We start from the raw sequence: 19,144 nt of genomic DNA, 5'->3' as shown, positions 1-19,144 counted from the left end.
CGCGAACTGGTGAACTGGTGTGCGTACATGTACTGAACCCCGACTCGGACCGGTATAAACCGGGAATCACCTCGTCGTGACTCGTCGCGTAACCCGGAGGTAACCTCGAACTGCCACGCTCACGACGATTCGGATTCGAACACTTCCTCGTCGCCGCCGGCGACGTCTTCCACCTCGATGCGCTCGCTCTCGACCTCGCCGCTCGCGTCGAACAGGCGGACCGTGATGCGGTAGGGATCGCCGAACCGCTGCCCGCGTTTGCTGAACGATAGCTCCCCTTCCAAGGCGGACGACGACTTCGTCTCCGTCTCCTCCCGATCGAGATTGTCGAACTCGGCGGTCACCCGCTCGAACGTGTTCTCCGGGTCGTCAACCTCGTATTCGACGACGTACACCGCCGGCCCCCCGTTCCTCCGCCTGGACTCGTCTTCGATCTCGACTTCCTCGAACGACGGCCGCGCCGCCGGCGGCGCACAGCCCGCCGCGTCCACGCTCGCCCGCCGCGTCGCGACCGCGGAGAAGCCGTCTGCGGCGGTCGCCTCGACGGAGAACGTCACGGCGGCCGGCGCGTCGTCACAGGAAACCTCGACGGCGACGACGAGCGAGTCGCCGGACGCGAGCGTCCCCGCGTCGTTCGAGAGGGTCCCGACCGGCTCCGCCAGCGTCGCGGTCACCGCGACGGGCCGACCGACGCGGTTCGTGACCGTCACGAGCCGGCTCTCGACCCCGGCCGCGACGCTGGGAGCGACGTCGAGACCGAGCACGCCCGCGGCGTCGCTCGCGACGGGCAGCGCGGAGCCCCGACCGAGCGAGGCGGCCGTGTAGGCCCCGGACCCGCGCGCGGCGCCGAGGCCGACCAGTGCCGCGCCGGCAGCGAGGAACCCGCGACGCGTGCCCCGAGGCCCGGCGCTCGCCGCTCGCGGGCGTCGGCGTCGCGGCGGCCGGCGCGTCACCGCGACCACCGCCGGAGGACCGGCGCGCGCAGGGTCGCCAGCGGGCGGAGCGGCACCCGACCGTCGAAGCAGATGCGGTAAGCGACCGCGAACGGGAGGAGACCGGCGCCGGCCGAGGTGACGGCCGCGAGGAGGGGATGGAGCCGGTGGAGCGCGAGGAGCGTCCCTTCGGGCAGCGTCGCGGGGTACGGGTACACCCTGAGCGTGGCCGTGATCGCCCCCGGCTGCGGCGGGGTCCGCATCGCGAGCGGGAGCGCGTATGCGCGCTCGGACAGCACCGGGATCGTCGCGTCGACGAACGGGACCGGGACCGCTCGCCGGTCGTTCGCGGTTGTGTACGGCGCGAGCGCCGACGCGGTGACGGTCCCCTCGGGGAGCCCGTCGACGGCGGCGCCCTCGGTCTCGACGAGGAGCGTCGCCACGGGCGACCGAACGACCGACACGCCCACCTCCCGGACGACCTCGGCGTCGGCCGGGAGTGACGACCCGACCCCGGCCTCGGTGACGACGAACGAGGCGTCGTAGCCGGCCGGAGCGATCGCTACGAGGGCGACCGTGACGACGAACGTTGTCGCGACGACCGGCCAGACGACCTCTCCCGACCGGACTACTGACCGACCGACGCGGCGACGGGGACGGAGCGTCGCCGCGAGCGCGAGGAGCGCGAGCCCCCCGAGGAGGACGCCGAGGCTGCCGCTGACCGCGCCGGCGACGCGTCCGAAGCCGGGCACGACGACGGGGCGTCCGCCGACTTCGAGGAGGACGCCCCGGACGGCCGCGTCGCTCACGACGGGCGCGCCCGCCGCTTGGTCGGTCGCGGAGTTCGCGTCGCCGCGGGTGAGGTACCCGCCGGCCTCGCGGCCGACGACGCGGTGGGTCACGAGCTCGCCCGTGCGGGCGTCCTCGTAGGTGACGACGTCTCCCACGTCGACGTCGCCCGCGGGGACGAGGACGAACCCGTCGTCGACCCCGAGCGTCGGCTCCATGCTGTCGGAGTAGACGTACCCGAAGCCGAGCGGGGTCACCGCGGAGAGGGCGAGGGCGACCAGCGCGACGAGGGCGACGACGGTGAGTGCGGTCCGGAGCATGGTGTGAGTGTACTGAAACGGTGGGAAGCGGGCGGTGCTGGTGGCGCGGCTACGTCAGCGACGCTATTGCACCGCCGCGTTCGCGTTGTCGTCGATGTCGAACGAGAGCGTGCCCGAGAGGTCGCTCCCGCTGGTGAGGACGGCGGCGTTGCCGTGGCCGGTGTCGACGGTGATGACGACGTAGAACGTCTGGCCGGCGGTGGCGCTGAACGACTGCCCGACGGTCTCCTCCGAGAGAGTCGCGACGGCGTCGCCTTGGCCGTCGTAGACGACGAACTCCACGTTGTCGTCTTCGTTCGCGTCGTCGGTCGCGGCGGCGTACGTCGCGACGATGTCGTGGGCCTCGGCGTCGTTGTTGGTCACGCTGAACGCGTGTGCGTTCTTCGCGTCGGTGCCGTCACCGAGGACGAACTGCGCGTCGGTGTTCGCGCCGGTCGCGGTCCCCTGCTCGAAGTCGATGGCGAGCTGCTCGTCGTCGTAGTAGACGAGCGGGCCGGAGGTCCCGTCGGTGAGCGCGAGGAGGCCGTCCTGGTCGGCGACCACGTCGATGTTCGCGGAGCGGTCGACGTTCGCCGCGGTAAACGCACTGGTGCTGATGGACGCGCCCGCCGCGAGGAGCAGCAGGGCGACGATCACGGTGGTGAACAGTCGGGTCATTGCAACCGTACCGGCGACGAGGCGGGGTATATACGGGCCGTAACCACGGGATCGCCGGGCGGGTCACCTCGCGGTTACGACGGGGGCCGGTCAGGCCGGCGCCGGGAGCAACAGGTCCACGCGCGTCCCCTCGCCGCGGGCCGAGGTGAGCCAGATCGCCCCGTCGTGGTACTCGACGATGCGCTGACACAGCGCCAGCCCCACGCCGGTGCCGTCAACGTCCGTCCGCCCCAGCCGCTCGAACACGTCGAACGCTCGCTCGACGGCCGACTCGTCCATCCCCGCGCCGTCGTCCTCGACGTACACGTGGCGCCACTCGCGCGACGCGTCGAGGCTGTCGGCGACCGACTCGGGGAGCGTGGCCGGGTCGACGGCGCCTCTCGCCCCCACGTTGACGCTGGGGCCCGCCGAGTCGTTGTACTTCACGCCGTTGTCGATCAGGTTCTGGAACAGCTGGACGAGCAGGCGCGAGTCGCCCCGCACCGTCGGCAGCGACTCGGCGGTCACCGTCGCGTCCGCGTCTTCCAGGCGAACGGTGAGGTTGAGCCGGGCTTTGTCGACCACGTCCGCGAGCGGGGTCGGCTCCAGGGCGCCGCCGCGGCTGTCGACGCGGGAGTACTGGAGCAGCGCGTCGATCATCGACTGCATCCGCTCGGTCGCGTCGACGGCGCTCTCGACGAGGTCGAACGCGCGCTCGTCGAGCGTCGACCCGACCCCGTAGAGCTCTTCGAGCAGGGTGAGGTAGTTCCCGACCGTCCGGAGCGGCTGCTTCAGGTCGTGCGACGCCGCGTACGCGAACTGCTCTAAGTCCCGATTCGAGCGACGCAGCCGGCGTCGCGTCTCCCGGAGCTCGGCCTCGCGCTCGGCGCGCTCGGTCACGTCGCGGTACACCCAGAGGTTCGCCTCACCGTCCGGCAGCTCGTACGGTACGTAGTCGCGTTCGAGCTGCCGCCCGTCGGCCAGCGTCAGCGGTTCGTCGGTCACCGGCTCGCGCGTCTCGATACGCTCGTCCACTCGGTCGACGAACTCCTCCGGCGCCTCAAACACGTGTTTCAGGTCGTGTGCGGCCGCGCCGCAGTCCGCACCCACGAGCGACTCCGCGTCGACCGGCACGTCGAGCAGGTCGCACAGCCGCTGGTTCACCGCGAGGATGTCTCGGTTCGGGTCCTCAACCAAGACGCCCGCCGGGAGCGTGTCGAGGACCGTCCTGAGAACGGTGTTCGTCCGTTCGAGCGTCTCCTCGCGCTCGACGCGCTCTGTCGTGTCCGCCGCGACGACCAGCGCCTGCCGCCCGGCCTCGCCCGGCACCGAAAGCGGGACCACGTCGGTCGTCACCGTCCGAGCGCCGCCGTCGGCGTCGACCAGCTCCTCGTCCGCTATCCTGACCGGGTCGCCGGTCTCGATGACCCGCTGCTCGGCGTCGCCGACGCCTCGGTCCCCCCGGTCGCCGAGACGAGACGGACCGGTCGACCCCTCGAGCTCCTCGACGCGGACGCCGCGAGCGGCCGCCGCCGCCTCGTTCGCCAGCCTGTACCGCCCGTCGGCGTCCGCGACGACTACCTCTTGGGGGATCGTGTCGACGACCGTCCGGAGCGTCTCTCGGGCACGTCGCGCCTCCTGTTCCGCTCGTCGGCCGGCGCAGGCGTCCGCCAGTCGCTCGTGTAGCGGGGCGAGCGCGGCGAGCGTCCCCTCAGAGAAGGGCGCTCCGTTCTTCACGACGACGAGTGCGCCGAAGTCCGGCAGGTCGAACAGGTAGTAGTGGGACCCCTCGTGGGACCCCACGACCGGCAGCGCCTCGTCGTGCCAGGCGGAGTCGGGCTCCGCGCCCTCAGCGAGGTGGTCGGTCGCCGCCTCGAACGCCTCGTTGAACGTCGGCTGTCGCGGGATGCCGGCGACGAGGTCGTACGTCGCACCCCCGTCCGGCGCCTCGCGGCGCTCGAACACCCCGCCCGTCGAGCAGTTCAGCCGCCTGAGATACGACGAGAGCGCCGTCCGAGCCACCGCCGCGACCGTCTCCCCCCGGCCGATGGAGAGCGCGATCTCGTAGAACACCTGGATCTGCTCCGGCGGGGTCGCCGTCGTCCCCCTCACAGCCCCTTCACCACGCCGACGACCGCGGTCTTGTTGTACAGTTCGAGGAACTCGCCCCCGGAGTTCGCGATCTCTCCGACGGTGAGCGCGCCGACGAGCGGCCCCGCGCCCTCCTCGCCGACCGCGGCGAGCTCCCGGTCGAACTCGTCGCCGAGGTAGAGCACGCGCGAGATGCAGTCGAAAAACAGCGCCTCGCCGCCCGCGGTCGACGCCGACTCGCGGGCGGCCGCCGCGGCCTCGCGGGCGGCCGCGATGAGCGAGTCCGGCTCGCCTTTCAGAACGTGGACGAACGAGCCGGCGGGGACCTCGCCGAAACAGCGGATCCCACCGTCGGCCGTCGGTTCGAACGGGTCGCGGACGATCTTCTCGGCCTCGAACCGGCTCAGCCCGAGCGGGTACGACTTCGCCACCTCAAAGAAGTTGTCGGCGGTCAGCTCCCGGCCGACGTCCGGCTCGACGAGGTCGCGGTACACCTCGAACGCCGGCCTGTCACCGATGAGGCGCACCACGGGACCGTCGGCGTCCGTGACGCGGAACGGCCCGGCGAACTCCCGCCAGCCGTGGCTCACGCCGACGCTCCCAGCCGCGCGGGTGGCCGCAACGACGGCGGCGTCCTCGACCCAGCCGTCCTCGGTCAGGAGACACGGCGCCTGCTCCATCGAGAGCGACCCCGCCCCGCCTCCGAGGACGGTGACCTCCACGCCGTAGGCGTCGAACAGCGCCCCGACGAGCGCCTCCGTCCGAGTGGCGAACGCGTCCGCGAGGACGAACACCGTCCGATACCCCTCGACGAGCAGGTCGGGAAGCTGCGCGTCGAAGTCCGCGTCGGGGTCGCTCAGCCCTTCGACGAGGGTGACGGCGGGCGCCTCGCGGAGGCCGAGCAGCAGCGTCCCCGTCTCGCGGGCGGTCCCGTCGGCGATCACCTGTGGGAACGCCCCTCCGAACGCCGCGAGCGATGAGCCGGCTAGTCTCTCGGCGAGGTCGGTCGCGTGGGGGCCCGCGGCGTCGGTCGCGAAGACGAGGAGGCCGGACACGTCGGGGTCGGCTTCGAGCGCGTCGAGCGCGGGGCCGACGGAGGAATCGGGGGGAACGTACGTCTGCTCCATGAGGCAACTGGTCGTCCAGAGGGTGGCGAGATATATTAGCGCATCGTCAGGTCAGGGGAGTCCGCCGCCCTGTACGGCGCGGTCTCCGACCCCCGAAGGGGGCGGGAGTCTCTCGAGCCGGTCGGGGACCGAGGGTGGGGTGCCTCTGACAGCGAACCCGACGAGGCGGCCGGTTCGGGTTCGACCCCCGACAGATCGTCCGCATCGCCGGACCTGTAGCGGCGGTGACGCGCGGGCCACCCCCGAGGGTCACCTCCAAGTTATTAGCCAGCCTGTACTTCGACACGGTAACAGAGGCGAGACCACAGATGACCACGAACACCCCCGCCGAGGGACCATGACCGACACGGACGGCACCGACTCCGCGGCCCGCTCCCTCCTCGGAGCGAAGTGGAAGCCGCGCATTCTCGCAGCTCTCGCGCGGAACGGGCGGCTGGGGTTCGGGGACCTCCAGCGGGAGCTCGGCGGCATCTCGAACAAGGTGCTCTCGAACGACCTAGAGGACCTCCTCGAGTACGACACCGTGACCAGAGACGTCGTACAAGAACAGCCCGTCCGCGTCGAGTACGAACTCACCGCCGCCGGGGGCGACCTCTACGACATCGTCGAGCGGATGGCCGACTGGGACGCGCAGTACGTCACCGGCGCCGGCCGCCCGACCCTCCTGATCGCCGAGGACGACGTTCGCCAGATCGAGCTGTACTCGCTGTGGCTCTCCGCGACGTACGACGTGGTGACCGCGACGGACGGGCGCGAGGCGCTCGACGTCCTCGACGCGTCGATCGACGCGGCCGTCCTCGACCGGAAGCTTCCGGTCCTCCACGGCGACGAGGTCGCCGACGCGGTCAGGGGGGCCGGCGAGTACGTGCCCGTGGCCCTCCTCAGTTCCGAGCGGGTTCGTCCGACGGACGTCTCCCTCTCGGCTGACCTGCTGCTCTCGAAGCCCATCGGCCGGACGATGCTGGAGAACGCCGTCGCGGAGCTCCTCCGATTCGAGAAGCTCTCCCCGGCGGCCCGCGACGTCCGTGGCCGACGACACCGGCTCGCGTTCGTCAGGGACCAACTCGGGGCGACGGTCGAAGAGACCGGCCCCTTCGCCGACGCCGCCGAGGAGTTGGCGCGAATCGAGGCGGAGCGGAGCGTCGCGTTGCGTGAGCGCGAGCCGTGGCGTCGGCTGGTCGACGAGGCGGGCGACGCCCCGACGGAGGACACGGATGCCGGGGGTTGACCGCCGCGCGGAGGCGCAGCACCTCATCCCCCGGCTCGCGTACGTCGAGGACAGCGACCACGACGCCCTCATGTTCGAGACCGCGGTGGAACGGCGAAGCCTCGCCGCCGAGGTGGTTCGGGTCGCGAGCGTCGCCGCGGCCGAGCGGTTCGTCGCCGATCTCGCGAGCGGCGACGAACCGCTCCCCGCGCTCGTCTTCGTCGACGTCGACCTCCCGGACGGCTCGGGGCACTCGGTCGTCGCCGCCCTCCGGCGTCGGTTCGACGAGGCGACGCTCCCGGTCGTCGTGTTCAGCGGGTCCGACGACCCCGGCGACATCGACCGCGCGTACGACGCCGGCGCGAACTGCTACCTGATCAAGCCGCTGGCGTTCGGCGAGTACGCCCGCCGCGTCGCGGGAGCGTGCCGGTTCGCTGCGACAACGACGGGCGGTGAGCGCCGGCCCGCGCCCGAGGGCCGCTGACGCCCGCCGGGTAAAACTACTTTTAACCACCGACCGACGGTCGAGTGTGAACACCGTGGCCGCCGACCAGTCCGTGCTCCTCGTGGAGGACAACCCCTCCGACGCGCAGGTGTACCGGACGATGCTCCAGGAGTTACAGGCCGACCCGCTCGAAACGGTGGAGACGACGGGCGTCGAGCACGTCGAGTCGGTCGAGGCGGCGCTCGACGCGACCGCGGCGTCCGACGACCCTTACGACGCGGTGTTACTCGATTTAAACCTCCCCGACTCGCGGGGGCTGGCGACCGTCGAACGCGTGCTCGCCGCCGACCCGTCCGCCGCGGTGGTCGTCCTCACGGGCGCAGGCGACGAGAGGATGGGGAAGCGAGCGGTCGCCAGCGGCGCCCAGGACTTCCTGATCAAAGACCACGTCACGCCGCGGGTCCTCGTCAAGACGATCAGTTACGCCGTCGAACGCAAGCGGCAGGCCGCGGCGCTGGAGCGACAGCGCCGCCGGCTCGCCGCGCTCAACTGGCTCGTCAGACACGACATCCGCAACGACGCGGCCGTCGTCCTCGGCTGGGCGGAGGGGATCGACCCCGACGACCCGGCGGAGGCGCGCGCGGTTTCGCGCATCGTCGAGGCGGGCGAGAGCATCGTCGCGTCGACGGAGTCCGCCGGCGCGCTCCTCGAGGCGCTCGACGGCGACGGGGACGCGCTCGTCTCGGTCGTCCTGAACGACATCGTTGAAGAGGAGATAGACAGGCTCGAACGACGCCACGAGGGCGTCCGGACGGCGGTCGGCGGCCTCGACGACACGGTCGTCGCTCGGGCCGACCGATTCCTCGGCGTCGTCGTCCGGAACCTCCTCGACAACGCGGTCGTCCACAACGGCGCGGATGCCCCCGAGGTGACCGTCGACGTCCGCGAACGCGAGGAGACGGTGGTCATCGAGGTGGGCGACAACGGCGCCGGGATGCCGGAGCGAGTTCGGCGCGTGGTCGCCGAGGCCGACGACCCGACCGATCTCACCGACGTCGGCCTCGGCCTCTTCCTCGTCGGTACGTTCGTCGAACGGTACGGCGGGACCTTCTCCGTCGAGGCCGATCCCGACTCAGGGACGCGCGTTCGGGTCACCCTCGAACGAGCGTAAAACGATTCCGCTCGCGGGAACGGGGGACGGCTCGGTCTTCGATCGGGTGTTCTCCCAGCCTGACATAAGGCGGCTCGCATCTCGATGAATGGCGATCCGGGGCAAAACGACTTCGAAAGGCGGCGGGACGGTGCGGGGTCCGGGGCGACGGTGTCGATTCACCGGCTTACCCCTCTCCACGGCCGCGGCGCTCGCGGAGTCGCTCGCGCCGCAGGAGTGGGACCGCCCGGATTCGAACCACAGTCGCTCCGCTCACGTCGCTCGCTCCGCTCCCTGCTTCGAATCCGCTCCACGGCCGCGGCGCTCGCGGAGTCGCTCGCGCCGCAGGAGTGGGACCGCCCGGATTCGAACCGGGGTCACGGGCACCCAAGGCCCGGAGTATACCACTAACCCACGGTCCCGCGCCTACATCTACCCGCATCGGCCGCTAAAGGGTTTCGTTGCGCTCCGCGCGCGGGCGACCGCGGCCGCCCTCACTCCTCGTCGTCGCGCAGTTCGAGGTCGGCGACGATGTCGTAGGGGTCGGTCCCCTTCCGGACCGCGTCGAGAATGAAGAACGCCTCGTCGGGCGCGAGGAAGTGCCTGGTGACGCCCCGACCGAGCGGCGTCGGCTCGAAGCCGTCGATGAACTCCCACTCCAACAGCTTTCCGAGCGCGTGCTTGGTGGGGACTTCGCCGATCATGCGGTCGTTGAGGCGCTTGGCCTTCTTGCCGGCGACGACGACGTTCGCGAGCGTCTCCTCGGCCGCGGCGGTCTCGTCGTAGTGGGTCGCCACGTCCTCCATCTCGCCTTTCAGGAGGGTGAACGCCACCTCGTCCTCGGTGCGGTCCATCGAGCCGTGGTAGACGCCGTCGGGCTCGACGAGGAGGTAGACGCGGCCGCGGTCGTGGTAGTCGGGGCGCCCGGCGCGCCCGAGCATCTGCGAGAACTCCTGCACGGAGAGCCACTCGATCCCCATCGCCAGCGAGTCGAAGATCACCTGCGAGGCCGGGAAGTCGACGCCGGCCGCCAGCGCCGCGGTGGTGACGACCGCGGAGAGGTCCTGGTTCCCGAACTGGCGTTCTACCTTCTTCCGACGCCCGTAGTCGAGGCCGGCGTGGTACGGTGCGGAGTCGTACCGCAGCTTCCGGCTGATCTCGTGGCAGCGCCGCCGCGAGTTCGTGAAGATGATCGTCTGCCCGCGGTACCCCTTCGAGGACTTCGTGTCGAACTCGCGTTTCACGAGTTTGTCGGCGATCTGCGCCTTCTCGCGGCCGTCCGCGAACGTGACGTGGCGCTCGATCGGGACGGGCCGCTCCTCGTACTCGATCAGCGTCGCCCGCAGCTTCTCCGCGAGCCACTCGGGGTTCCCGACGGTCGCCGAGAGGTAGACGAACTGCGTGCCGTCGTATCCCGAACGCGTCCGCATCCGCTCTTCGCTGTAGTACTTCAGCCGCGAGATGAGCCCGTCGAGCCGGTGGCCGCGCTCGCCCTCCTTCAGCGTGTGGACCTCGTCGATGACGACCGTGCCCACGTCGCCGAGGTCCTTCCCCGTTCGGAGCGCGTGGTCGATTCCCTCGTAGGTGCCGACGATCACGTCGGCGCTCGGGTCGAAGCGGTTGCCGTCGTCGTTCACCCGCGAGGAGCCGACGCGGATCGACACGTCGAGCAGGTCGCCGTAGCGGTCCTCGAAGTCCTCGTGCTTCTGGTTCGCGAGCGCGACGAGCGGCACCAGGAAGAGCAGCTTCCCGTCGCCCTTCAGCGCGCGGTCGACCCCGGTCAGCTCGCCGACGAGGGTCTTCCCCGTCGCGGTCGCGCTCACGACCAGCTGGTCGTCGCCGTCCAAGAGCCCGTTCCGCACCGAGAGGCTCTGGACCGGAAGCAGCTCCTCGAACCGGCCCTGGAGGTGCGCGGAGAGGTCCGGATGGAGGTCTAAGTCCTCGGTCCGCACCGGCGAGACGTCGTCGACGTTCGCCGAGACCTCGTCGTACTTCGTGAGGTCGGGGTCGAGCCCACCCTGAAGCAGACTCACGATCCGGTCTAAGTCGCCCGACTCGTACAGCAGCTCCTCTAAGCGCTCCTCGGCCGCACCCGTGAACTCGCCTTTGTACGACAGCTCCCGCTCTAGCTCTCGGCGGGCACAGTCCCGGCAGATCAGCTCGCCGTTGTGTTCGATCGCGTCCTCGCTCGTGATCGGTCCGTACCGCCCGTCGCTCGCGCAGCGCCGGCAGGTCCGGACCGCCGTCGCCTCCAGCTGGTAGCCGTCCAGCATCTCCTTCAGCCGCGCCCGGTTCTCGGGCGTGGTCTGCTCGGAGATGCGGATCCGGCCGGCCGCCCGCGCGAGGTCGACGAACTCGTCCGGCTGGCGGGGGTGGTCCTCGCCGTCGCGGATCACTCGGAACTTCCCCGGGCGGGGGCCCGCGGAGGTCTCCTTGAGTTCGAGCCGCCCCCGGAGCACGCGCTTGCCGTCGCGGTTCGCGACCACGGTGTAGTCGCTCCGCGACTCGTGGAGGAACAGCGTCTCGACCTCGGCCAGCTGCTGTGACACTGCCGTGCGGTACGCGAGCGAGGTATTTCAGGAGTTCGGCTCGCCGCGCGGCGCCCCGAACGGCTGCGAAGTGCCGCGGCTACGTCACGCGAACGCGCGGAGAAGAACCCGCCTCACGGACGGGGCGGTCGGGGGTCGTTACGAGACGAGGAGCTTCTCGCCGCGGTCGACCGTGATCCGGCACGGCGGCGAGAGCTTGTTGTACGCGCGGCGGAACGCCTCCTTCACGACGGGCGCCTGGTCGACGTCGCAGTACGCGGTGAAGATCACGTCGTCCTTGTCGAGCCGCGCGGCGGTGCCGACCGGCTTCCCGAACGCCTGGCGCATGCCGTCGGAGACGCGGTCCGCGCCGGCGCCGGTCGCCTGCTTGTTCTCCCGGATGACCTGGTGGGGGAACTTGCGGAGGGTCATCTTGTAGTTGCCCTCGCCGAGCTCCTTGATCAGGTGGCGGTTCGCCGACAGGCGCGCGCTCTCGAGCGAGCCGTGTCGGACCTGGAGCTCCTCCTCGACGCGGAGGCTGATCTGGACGGGGTAGTCGTCCGGCTCCGCGGAGAGGTCGCCCATGTTGTGCTGGGCGATCTTCGAGCCGGGGATGCCCGTGATGTACTCGCGGCGGGTGTACGACGGCTTGTCGATCGTCCGATACATGGAGGCGGGTTTGTCAGACATGGCTACTTGTCCGATGTAGCCCTCGCTGCGGCGATAAACCCTTCGATAGCGAGGCGCCCTCGTCGGCTCCGCGGGCGTCAGCGCCGCCGTTCGGCCCGATCGCGTCCCGCGTTGGCACGCCGCTCGGCTCACTCCTCGGGCGTCGGTTCGAGCGCGACGTGGTCGAACCCGCGGTCCGCGAGCCGCTCCGCGGCCCGGTCGGTGACCGACGGCGCGACCAGGATGCCGCGGACCGCGGGGGAGTCGTCGTCGGCCTCGCCCGCGTCGCCGACGCCCAGTTCCTCGCGGAGCGCCCGCACGTACCGCGCCAGCTGTCCCACGGCGTCCGGGCCGACCCGGCGGCGCTTCAGCTCGACGACGACCGGCGTCCCGTCGGCGTCGACGCCGAAGACGTCCATCGGGCCGGCGCTGGAGGGGCGCTCGGTCTCGCGGGGCTCGAACCCGGGTTCGACGAGGTCGGGGCGCTCTACGATCCGGGTTCGGAGGTCCTCCTCGCTGCCGTGGAGGGTGAGGTCGCGCCCGCCCGTGACGGCCATCGCCGAGAGCTGGTGAACGTCCGAAAAGCGGACCGTCAGGGTCTCGTCGGGGTTGCTCCTGGTCGAGCGCACCCGGAGCCGCCCCTCTCGGACCGCGGCGTGGTGTTCCGACCCCGGCGGCTGCCAGTTGACCGGCTGGCGCCCCTCGTCGGTGTGGACGAGGGCGGCGCCGTCGGGCTTCAACACGAGCAGCCGGTCGCCGGCGCCGAGGTCAGAGGCCGCGCGTCCCTCGTAGGAGACCGTACAGCGGCCGAACAGGCTGACGAGGTCCCCGCGTCCGAAGGCGTCCTCCAGCTCCCAGAGGGCCTCGCGGTGGCTCGGGTCGTGGACGCTCGTGACTGTCACTGGTGCGTCGTAGGCGGTTCCGAGTGAAAAAGGGCGCGCGCCGGGGGCCGTAGCCGCTCGGTCGGGACCGTCAGCGCGTCCGCTCCCTCTCAGTCGCCGCGCCGCGAGACGACGATACCGGCGACGAAGAGGACGACGCCGAGCGCGAAGGCGGCGATCCGAAGCGTCGTGTCCGAGACGAGGATTCCGGCCAGCACCGAGACACCGAATCCGGCGTGTAACACCGCGGTGAGGTTCATGGGATCGGTACGGTCGGGCGGCACAAAAACGGGTCGAAGGCGGCTGGGCGACCGCCGGGCGTCCCGCGCCGTCTCAGGTCCCGTGTTCCCAGCTGCCCATGTACTCGCGCTGCTCGTCGGTGAGGGCGTCGTACTCGACGCCCTCGGCGGCCAGCTTGATGTCCGCGACCTCGCGGTCGAGCTCGTCGGGCACGTCGTGGACGCCGGCGTCGTACGCGTCGCCGTTCGCGGCCAGCTCGCGCACGACGACCGCCTGGACGCCGAAGCTCTGGTCCATCACCTCGACCGGGTGGCCGAGAGCGATGGGCGCGGCGAGGTTGACCAGTCGCCCCTCCGCGATGACGTTCAGGACGCGGCCGTCCTCCATCTCGAACCCCTCGACGCCGTCGCGGACCTCGTAGCGGTCGACGGCGAGGTCGTCTAAGTCCTCCAGGTTCACCTCAACGTCGAAGTGGCCGGCGTTCGCGAGCAGGACGCCGTCGTCCATCGCCTCGAAGTGCTCGCGGGTGATCACGTCGCGGTTGCCCGTCGTCGTGATGAACACGTCGCCTTTCTTCGCGGCCTCCGCCATGGGGAGCACCTCGTACCCCTCCATGTGCGCCTCTAGGGCCTTCCGCGGGTCGACCTCGCAGACGATGACGTTCGCGTTCTGTCCGGCGGCCTTCTTGGCGACGCCCTTCCCGCACTGGCCGTAGCCGCCGACGACGACGTTCTTCCCGGCCCACGAGAGGTTCGTCGTCATCGCGATGGTCGCGAGCGACGACTCGCCCGTGCCGTGGACGTTGTCGAACAGCTGCTTCATCGGCGTGTCGTTCACCGCGAAGACGGGGTAGTGGAGCTCGCCGTCGGCGTCCATCGCGCGCAGGCGGTCGACGCCCGTGGTCGTCTCCTCGGCGCCGCCGACGATGGAGTCGATCAGGTCGGGGTACTCCTCGTGGACGAGCTTCACCATGTCCATCCCGTCGTCGACGGTGATGGTCGGCTCGTGGGCGATGCAGGCGTGCATCGCGTCGTAGTACTCGTCGTCGTCCACGCCGCGCACGGCGTAGGAGGTGATCGACTCGTGGGCGTCGAGCGCGGCCGACACGTCGTCGTGCGTCGAGAGGGGGTTACAGCCGGTGATCGCCACCTCGGCGCCGCCCTCTGCGAGCAGTTCGACGAGGTTCGCCGTCTTCGCTTCTACGTGCATCGCCATCGCGATCGTCTCGCCCGCGAGCGGCTGCTCGTCGACGAACTCCTCGCGGAGGGCGTTCAATATCGGCATGTGCTGGAGCGCCCAGTCCATCTTCCGGCGCCCCTCCTCTCGGGCCGTATCGACGTCCGAGAGGTGCTGTGACACCGGCGGATACGCGGTCTCGCTCATACCGATCGCTTCGCTCACGGCGCACTAAACCCTGCCGACACCGGACCGAGACCGCGAAAAGAATCCCGCGTCGTCTGAAGGGCGACCGGTTCGGGCCGTCAGTTCGCCGCTCGGTTCGAGCCGTCAGTTACCGCCGGGGCCGCCGGCGTGGTCCGGCGGACCGCCGTCGTCGCCTTCGTCGTCATCCGCTTCCTCTTCGTCGTCCTCCTCGTCCTCGTCGTCTTCCTCGGCCTCATTTTCATCTGCGTCGTCTTCCTCGGCCTCATTTTCCTCTGCGTCGTCTTCTTCGGTCTCGTCCTCGTCCGCGTCGTCTTCCTCAGTCTCGTCCGCGTCGTCGTCATCGTCGTCGCCGTTCCCGGCGTGGTCCGGCGGGCCGCCCTGACCGTTGCCGACGCCCTCGGGCGCGTTGCCGTTGCCGGGCGCGTCGGTCTCGTTGTCGGCCTCGTCGTCATCGTCGTCCGCCTCGTCGGGGCCGCCGGGGCCGCCGGCGTGGTCCGGCGCGTTACCGGGGTTGTTCTCCGTCACGAAGTCCGAGACGGCGCCGCCGATGCCGCCCTCCCGGTCTTCGAGCCCCTCGATGAACTCCCGGACGAGCTGGCCGAACGGCGTTCCCGCTTCGGACTCGTCGTCCTCCTCTTCGACGGTCAGCTCGACCGTCTCGGAGACGCTCTCGTTCTCGTACGCCGCCGTCACGTCGACCGTGACGTCCTCCTCGGGAGCGGGGAGCTCGACGGTGCCGTTCGCGTCGGTCTCGTACTCGCCCGTCCCCGCGTACGAGGCGTTCTCGTCCGCGTCGTCTGCGAGCGCGACGACGACCGAAGCGTTCGCGACCGGCTCGTCGTCGTTCGTCACCGTGACGACGGGCTCGCCGTCGGTGTCGTCGACCTCCAGTTCGAGGCCGTCGGGCGCCTCGAGGTCGACCGTTTCGGAGACGCTCTCGTTCTCGTACTCGGCCGTGACGTTCACCGTCACGTCCGCCTCGGCGGCGGGGAGTCCGACGGTGCCGTTCTCGTCGGTCTCGTAGTCGCCCGCGCCGGCGTACGTCGCGTTCTCGTCGTCGGCGACCGTCACGTTGACCGAGGCGTTCTCGACCGGCTCGTCGTCGTTCGTCACCGTGACGACGGGCTCGCCGTCGGTGTCGTCGACCTCCAGTTCGAGGCCGTCGGGCGCCTCGAGGTCGACCGTCGTCGCGGCGGTGTCGTTACCCGCGGCGGCCGTGACCTCGACCGTCACGTCCGCCTCGGCGGCGGGGAGTTCGACGGTACCGTTGGCGTCCGTCTCGTACTCGCCCGCTCCGGCGTACGACTCGTTCTCCGCGTCGACCACGCTCACGATCACCGTCGCGTTCTCGACCGCGGTGCCGTTCTCCGTCACCGTGGCCGTCGGTTCGCCGTCCGCGTCGTCGACCGCCACTTCGAGGTGGCCGTCGGCGGCCGCGACGCCGGTCATCGCGCCGAGCGCGACGACCGCGATCAGTAGGATGGCTGTCGTGCGTTCGCTCATGTCCACTCGGGTCCATCCCCTGTTCACACATAAAGAGCGAACTCCCTTAACGCGGTTTAATTCGGTTTGTATTCGGCTTAACGGCGCTGTACCGTTTGTTTCGGGTGATCGGGGAGTCGGGAGCCGGTTTCGGGCGCGATCGGACCGTTTCGGGCCCGGACGCGCGTCGGTCGCCGCTCGTGCGCGATACGATTACGCAGTCGCGTCCAGAGGGAGTGTCACGATAACCACGACCGAATCCCTAGCTGTTCTCTTATAAACAACGCATAATCGGTCGGCAGCGAAAACCTCCAAAGCCCCAGCCGTGAGGGCGGCGCACGCTCGTTGCGCTCCTCGCTCGTTCGCTCCGCTCACTCGCTGCGGTGCTTACGTCGCCTGCGCCGCCCTCACGGCTGCCCCTTTGAGCCCCACCCGACAGCATCGCACCCGCGCCTCACGCCTCCCCAGCCTCGTCGCTCACTTCGTTCGCGACTCCCTCGCGCGTGCTGTCTCGCGGCCGCCGTCGGCGGCCGCTCGAAGGCACGCGCCACCGTCTCCGTGTCGTTCTCGCGCGGGTGTTCGCCCGTTTCAGTTCCCCTCGACCCGGTCGACGAGGCCGTTCGCGGCGGCCGCGGCGCGCTCTTGGACCGCGTCGGCGTCCAGCGTCAGCACCTCGCGGTCGCGCATGAGGACCTCGCCGTCGCAGACCGTGTGGCGCACGTCGCTCCCGCGGGCCGCGTACGCGAGGTGCGAGACGGGGTCGTGGACCGGCGTCAGGTGCGGGGCGTCGAGGTCGACCACCGCGAGGTCGGCCGCGGCGCCCGCCTCGATCCGACCGCCCGGGAGGCCCAAGGCGTCCGCGCCGCCGGCCGTCGCCATCTCCACGACCGCGGCCGCGGGGACCGCGCTCGCGTCGTCCGCGGCCAGCTTCCCGAGCATCGCGGCGTCGCGCATCTCGTCGAACACGTCCAGGTCGTTGTTCGAGGCCGCCCCGTCCGTGCCGAGCGCGACCGTCACGCCCGCCTCGCGCAGGCGCCGGACCGGCGCCATCCCGCTGGCGAGCTTCATGTTCGAGGCCGGGCAGTGGACCACCGCGGTCCCCGCCTCGGCGAGCCGGTCGATCTCCGAGCCGTCGACGTGGACGCCGTGCGCGAAAAAGTCGTCCGGGCCGAGCGCGTCGAGGTCGTCGGCGTACGCGATCGGTCGCTGCCCGCGCTCGTCGACGATGGGGTCCACCTCGTCCGTCGTCTCGTTCGCGTGGAGGTGGACGGGGACCCCCGCCGCCCTGGCCTCGGCGACCCCCTCGCGGAGGAACTCCTCGCCGACCGTCGTCAGCGAGTGCGGCATGAACGCGGTGCGGATCCGCCCGTCCGCGGCGCCGTCGAGGTCACGGGCGACCGCGAGGCTCTCCGCGACGTCCGCGCGTGCGTCCGCGCCGTCTTTCCCAACGGTCACGACGCCGTGGCCGAGCCGCGCGCGCAGCCCCGCGCGGTCGACGACGTCGGCGACGCGGTCCATCGCGAAGTACATGTCCGCGAACGCGGTCGTGCCCGACCGGATCATCTCTAGGACGCCCAGCTCGGCGCCCGCCTCGATGTCGTCGGGCGTCAGTTCGGCCTCCGCCGGCCAGATGTCCTCGCGGAGCCACGGGTCGAGCGGCTTGTCGTCCGCGTACCCGCGGAGCAGCGTCATCGCGACGTGCGTGTGCGCGTTGACGAGCCCCGGCATCACCAGCGACCCCGACGCGTCGAGCGTCTCGGCGGCCGCCCCGCCGAGCGCCTCGTCCACCTCGTCCGGCGGCCCCACGGCCCGGACCGTTCCCTCGTCGCGGTCGACCGCGACGTCCGCCCGCTCGACCCGGCCGTCCGGCCGGAGCACTCGTCCGCCGGTGACGCGGAGGTAGTTCATGTCCGCCCGTTCCGCCCGCCGCACCAAACGCCTTCGGTTCGCCTCCCCGCCCGCCGACTCCCGCCCCCCGAGCGACACGCCTTTATCCGCCGATCGAAACGCACTCGTATGGCTCTGAACGGCCTCGTCTCGGCGCTCACCGCTGGCAAGCTGCGGGTCGCGCTCGTTGGACTGCTCGTCGTCGCCGCCGCCGTCGGCGGGGCGTTCGCGCTCGGCGTCCTCGGCGTCCCCAGCGTCGCCGCCGTGAACAACTCCTTCGGCGACGTGACGACCGAGACGACGGTCGTCGAGACCGACCTCGTCGTCTCGAACCCGAACCCGGTCGGCGTCGGCCTCGACGGCGTCTCGGTCAACTACACCGTCTCGATGAACGACGTCGAGATGGCGCGCGGCGGCCGCGAGGGGATCGGCGTCGCGTCCGGCAACTCCTCGATCGCCTTCGAGACGGCCCTCGCGAACGACGCGATCCCGCCGTGGTGGACCAGCCACGTCCGGAACGGCGAGCGGACGACGGTCGCGATCGACGCGACGGTCACCTCCGACCTCCTCGGCCGGAGCGCGGACCTCACCCGCACCCGCGAGATCGAGACTGACCTCATCGGCGCGTTCGCGTCCGAGGAGACGCGCCCGGTGAACGCCGACGCGCCGCTCGTGGACGACCCGGTCCTCTACGTCAACGAGACGCGCGGCCGCTGGGGAACGGTAAGCGAGGCCGAGACGCCGATCGAGATGGAGTTCGACGTCTACAACCCCAACCTCGAACCGTACGTCGTCACCGAGATCGGCTACGACGTGACGATGAACGGCGTCGCGATGGGCTCCGGGTCGACCGAGGAGGAGTACGTCATCCCCTCGCACGGCTCCGAGACGGTCGAACTCACGGCCGCGCTCCGCAACGAGCGCCTCGACGAGTGGTGGGTGACCCACCTCGACGAGTCCGTCAACGGTCACCAGGTGAGCGACCTCCGGATCGAGTTCTACGCGGTGGTCGAGCTCCCGACCGGCGAGGAGTTCACCGTCCCGCTGGACGCGCTGACGTACGAGGAGACGATCGAGACGGACATCTTCGACGAGGGGCTCCATCGCGGAGACGGAACGAGCGCCGACCGCTCGTCCGGTGACGACGGCTCCGACGACGGGGGAACCGCGACCGATGGCGACGGGACGGCGAGCGACGACGGGACGACCGATGACGGCGACAACACTACCGACGGGAGCGGAGACACGAGCGGCGACGACACGACCGACGGCGGTTCCGGCGACGGCACGAGCGGGGACAACACCAGCGACGACGGGTCCGGGGACGACGACGGCCTGCTCCCGCTGAGCGCCGACGGATAGCCGCGCGCCCGACCC

16 protein-coding genes and 1 tRNA gene are annotated in these 19,144 nt (G+C 70.8%); 4 read left to right on the top strand and 13 right to left on the bottom strand.

Translation table 11 applies throughout. The features are described 5' to 3' along the window. Positions 1-119: 119 nt before the first annotated feature. The 5 genes from DVK06_RS15920 to DVK06_RS15900 form a co-directional block, all read right to left on the bottom strand. Positions 120-953, bottom strand: coding sequence for a hypothetical protein (locus DVK06_RS15920; protein WP_147438128.1), 834 nt, complete (start codon positions 951-953; stop codon positions 120-122). Continuing rightward, positions 950-2,041 (bottom strand): signal peptidase I, encoded by a 1,092-nt coding sequence (locus DVK06_RS15915; RefSeq protein ID WP_121601016.1) that lies wholly within the window; start codon positions 2,039-2,041, stop codon positions 950-952. The genes DVK06_RS15920 and DVK06_RS15915 overlap by 4 nt, the downstream gene beginning before the upstream one ends. 63 nt (positions 2,042-2,104) lie before the next feature. Next, positions 2,105-2,698, bottom strand: a complete 594-nt coding sequence (locus DVK06_RS15910) for a hypothetical protein (RefSeq protein WP_121601015.1) — start codon at positions 2,696-2,698, stop codon at positions 2,105-2,107. Positions 2,699-2,788: 90 nt separating this feature from the next. Then, positions 2,789-4,789, bottom strand: coding sequence for an ATP-binding protein (locus DVK06_RS15905; protein WP_121601014.1), 2,001 nt, complete (start codon positions 4,787-4,789; stop codon positions 2,789-2,791). Next, positions 4,786-5,895: an FIST signal transduction protein gene (locus tag DVK06_RS15900; protein WP_121601013.1), complete on the bottom strand. Its 1,110-nt coding sequence runs from the start codon at positions 5,893-5,895 to the stop codon at positions 4,786-4,788. Before DVK06_RS15900 ends, DVK06_RS15905 begins: the two co-directional genes overlap by 4 nt. A gap of 337 nt (positions 5,896-6,232) precedes the next feature. Between DVK06_RS15900 and DVK06_RS15895 the strand changes: the two genes are divergently transcribed. The 3 genes from DVK06_RS15895 to DVK06_RS15890 are packed head-to-tail and all read left to right on the top strand — an operon-like array spanning position 6,233 to position 8,718. After that, positions 6,233-7,123 (top strand): winged helix-turn-helix transcriptional regulator, encoded by an 891-nt coding sequence (locus DVK06_RS15895; RefSeq protein ID WP_199236335.1) that lies wholly within the window; start codon positions 6,233-6,235, stop codon positions 7,121-7,123. Then, positions 7,110-7,586: a response regulator gene (locus tag DVK06_RS19095; protein WP_199236336.1), complete on the top strand. Its 477-nt coding sequence runs from the start codon at positions 7,110-7,112 to the stop codon at positions 7,584-7,586. Before DVK06_RS15895 ends, DVK06_RS19095 begins: the two co-directional genes overlap by 14 nt. A 46-nt stretch (positions 7,587-7,632) precedes the next feature. Then, complete coding sequence (locus tag DVK06_RS15890; protein ID WP_137710712.1) at positions 7,633-8,718, top strand: hybrid sensor histidine kinase/response regulator; 1,086 nt, start codon at positions 7,633-7,635, stop codon at positions 8,716-8,718. A gap of 330 nt (positions 8,719-9,048) precedes the next feature. Here DVK06_RS15890 and DVK06_RS15885 read toward each other — a convergent pair. The 8 genes from DVK06_RS15885 to DVK06_RS15855 form a co-directional block, all read right to left on the bottom strand. Further along, positions 9,049-9,119, bottom strand: a tRNA-Pro gene (locus tag DVK06_RS15885). A gap of 72 nt (positions 9,120-9,191) precedes the next feature. Further along, positions 9,192-11,246 (bottom strand): DEAD/DEAH box helicase, encoded by a 2,055-nt coding sequence (locus DVK06_RS15880; RefSeq protein WP_121601011.1) that lies wholly within the window; start codon positions 11,244-11,246, stop codon positions 9,192-9,194. A 138-nt stretch (positions 11,247-11,384) separates the two neighbouring features. Then, positions 11,385-11,915, bottom strand: coding sequence for a 50S ribosomal protein L16 (locus tag DVK06_RS15875; RefSeq protein WP_053770214.1), 531 nt, complete (start codon positions 11,913-11,915; stop codon positions 11,385-11,387). Between the two features lie 128 nt (positions 11,916-12,043). Then, positions 12,044-12,796, bottom strand: a complete 753-nt coding sequence (gene nucS / locus DVK06_RS15870; RefSeq protein WP_121601010.1) for an endonuclease NucS — start codon at positions 12,794-12,796, stop codon at positions 12,044-12,046. Positions 12,797-12,885: 89 nt separating this feature from the next. Further along, a complete protein-coding gene (locus tag DVK06_RS19090; RefSeq protein WP_017341828.1) occupies positions 12,886-13,035 on the bottom strand; it encodes a hypothetical protein in 150 nt (49 codons plus the stop codon). A 73-nt stretch (positions 13,036-13,108) separates the two neighbouring features. Then, positions 13,109-14,398, bottom strand: coding sequence for an adenosylhomocysteinase (locus tag DVK06_RS15865; protein ID WP_121601009.1), 1,290 nt, complete (start codon positions 14,396-14,398; stop codon positions 13,109-13,111). Between the two features lie 123 nt (positions 14,399-14,521). After that, a complete protein-coding gene (locus tag DVK06_RS15860; protein ID WP_147438127.1) occupies positions 14,522-15,901 on the bottom strand; it encodes a DNA primase in 1,380 nt (459 codons plus the stop codon). A gap of 567 nt (positions 15,902-16,468) precedes the next feature. Beyond that, positions 16,469-17,788: an amidohydrolase gene (locus DVK06_RS15855; protein ID WP_121601007.1), complete on the bottom strand. Its 1,320-nt coding sequence runs from the start codon at positions 17,786-17,788 to the stop codon at positions 16,469-16,471. 108 nt (positions 17,789-17,896) lie between these two features. Here DVK06_RS15855 and DVK06_RS15850 point away from each other — a divergent pair, with 108 nt between their 5' ends. Next, positions 17,897-19,129, top strand: a complete 1,233-nt coding sequence (locus DVK06_RS15850; RefSeq protein ID WP_121601006.1) for an LEA type 2 family protein — start codon at positions 17,897-17,899, stop codon at positions 19,127-19,129. Positions 19,130-19,144: the final 15 nt, after the last annotated feature.

This window comes from Halorubrum sp. Atlit-28R, from assembly GCF_003665955.1.
Taxonomy (GTDB): Archaea; Halobacteriota; Halobacteria; order Halobacteriales; family Haloferacaceae; genus Halorubrum; species Halorubrum tropicale.
This window is presented reverse-complemented; position numbering and strand designations above follow the sequence as displayed.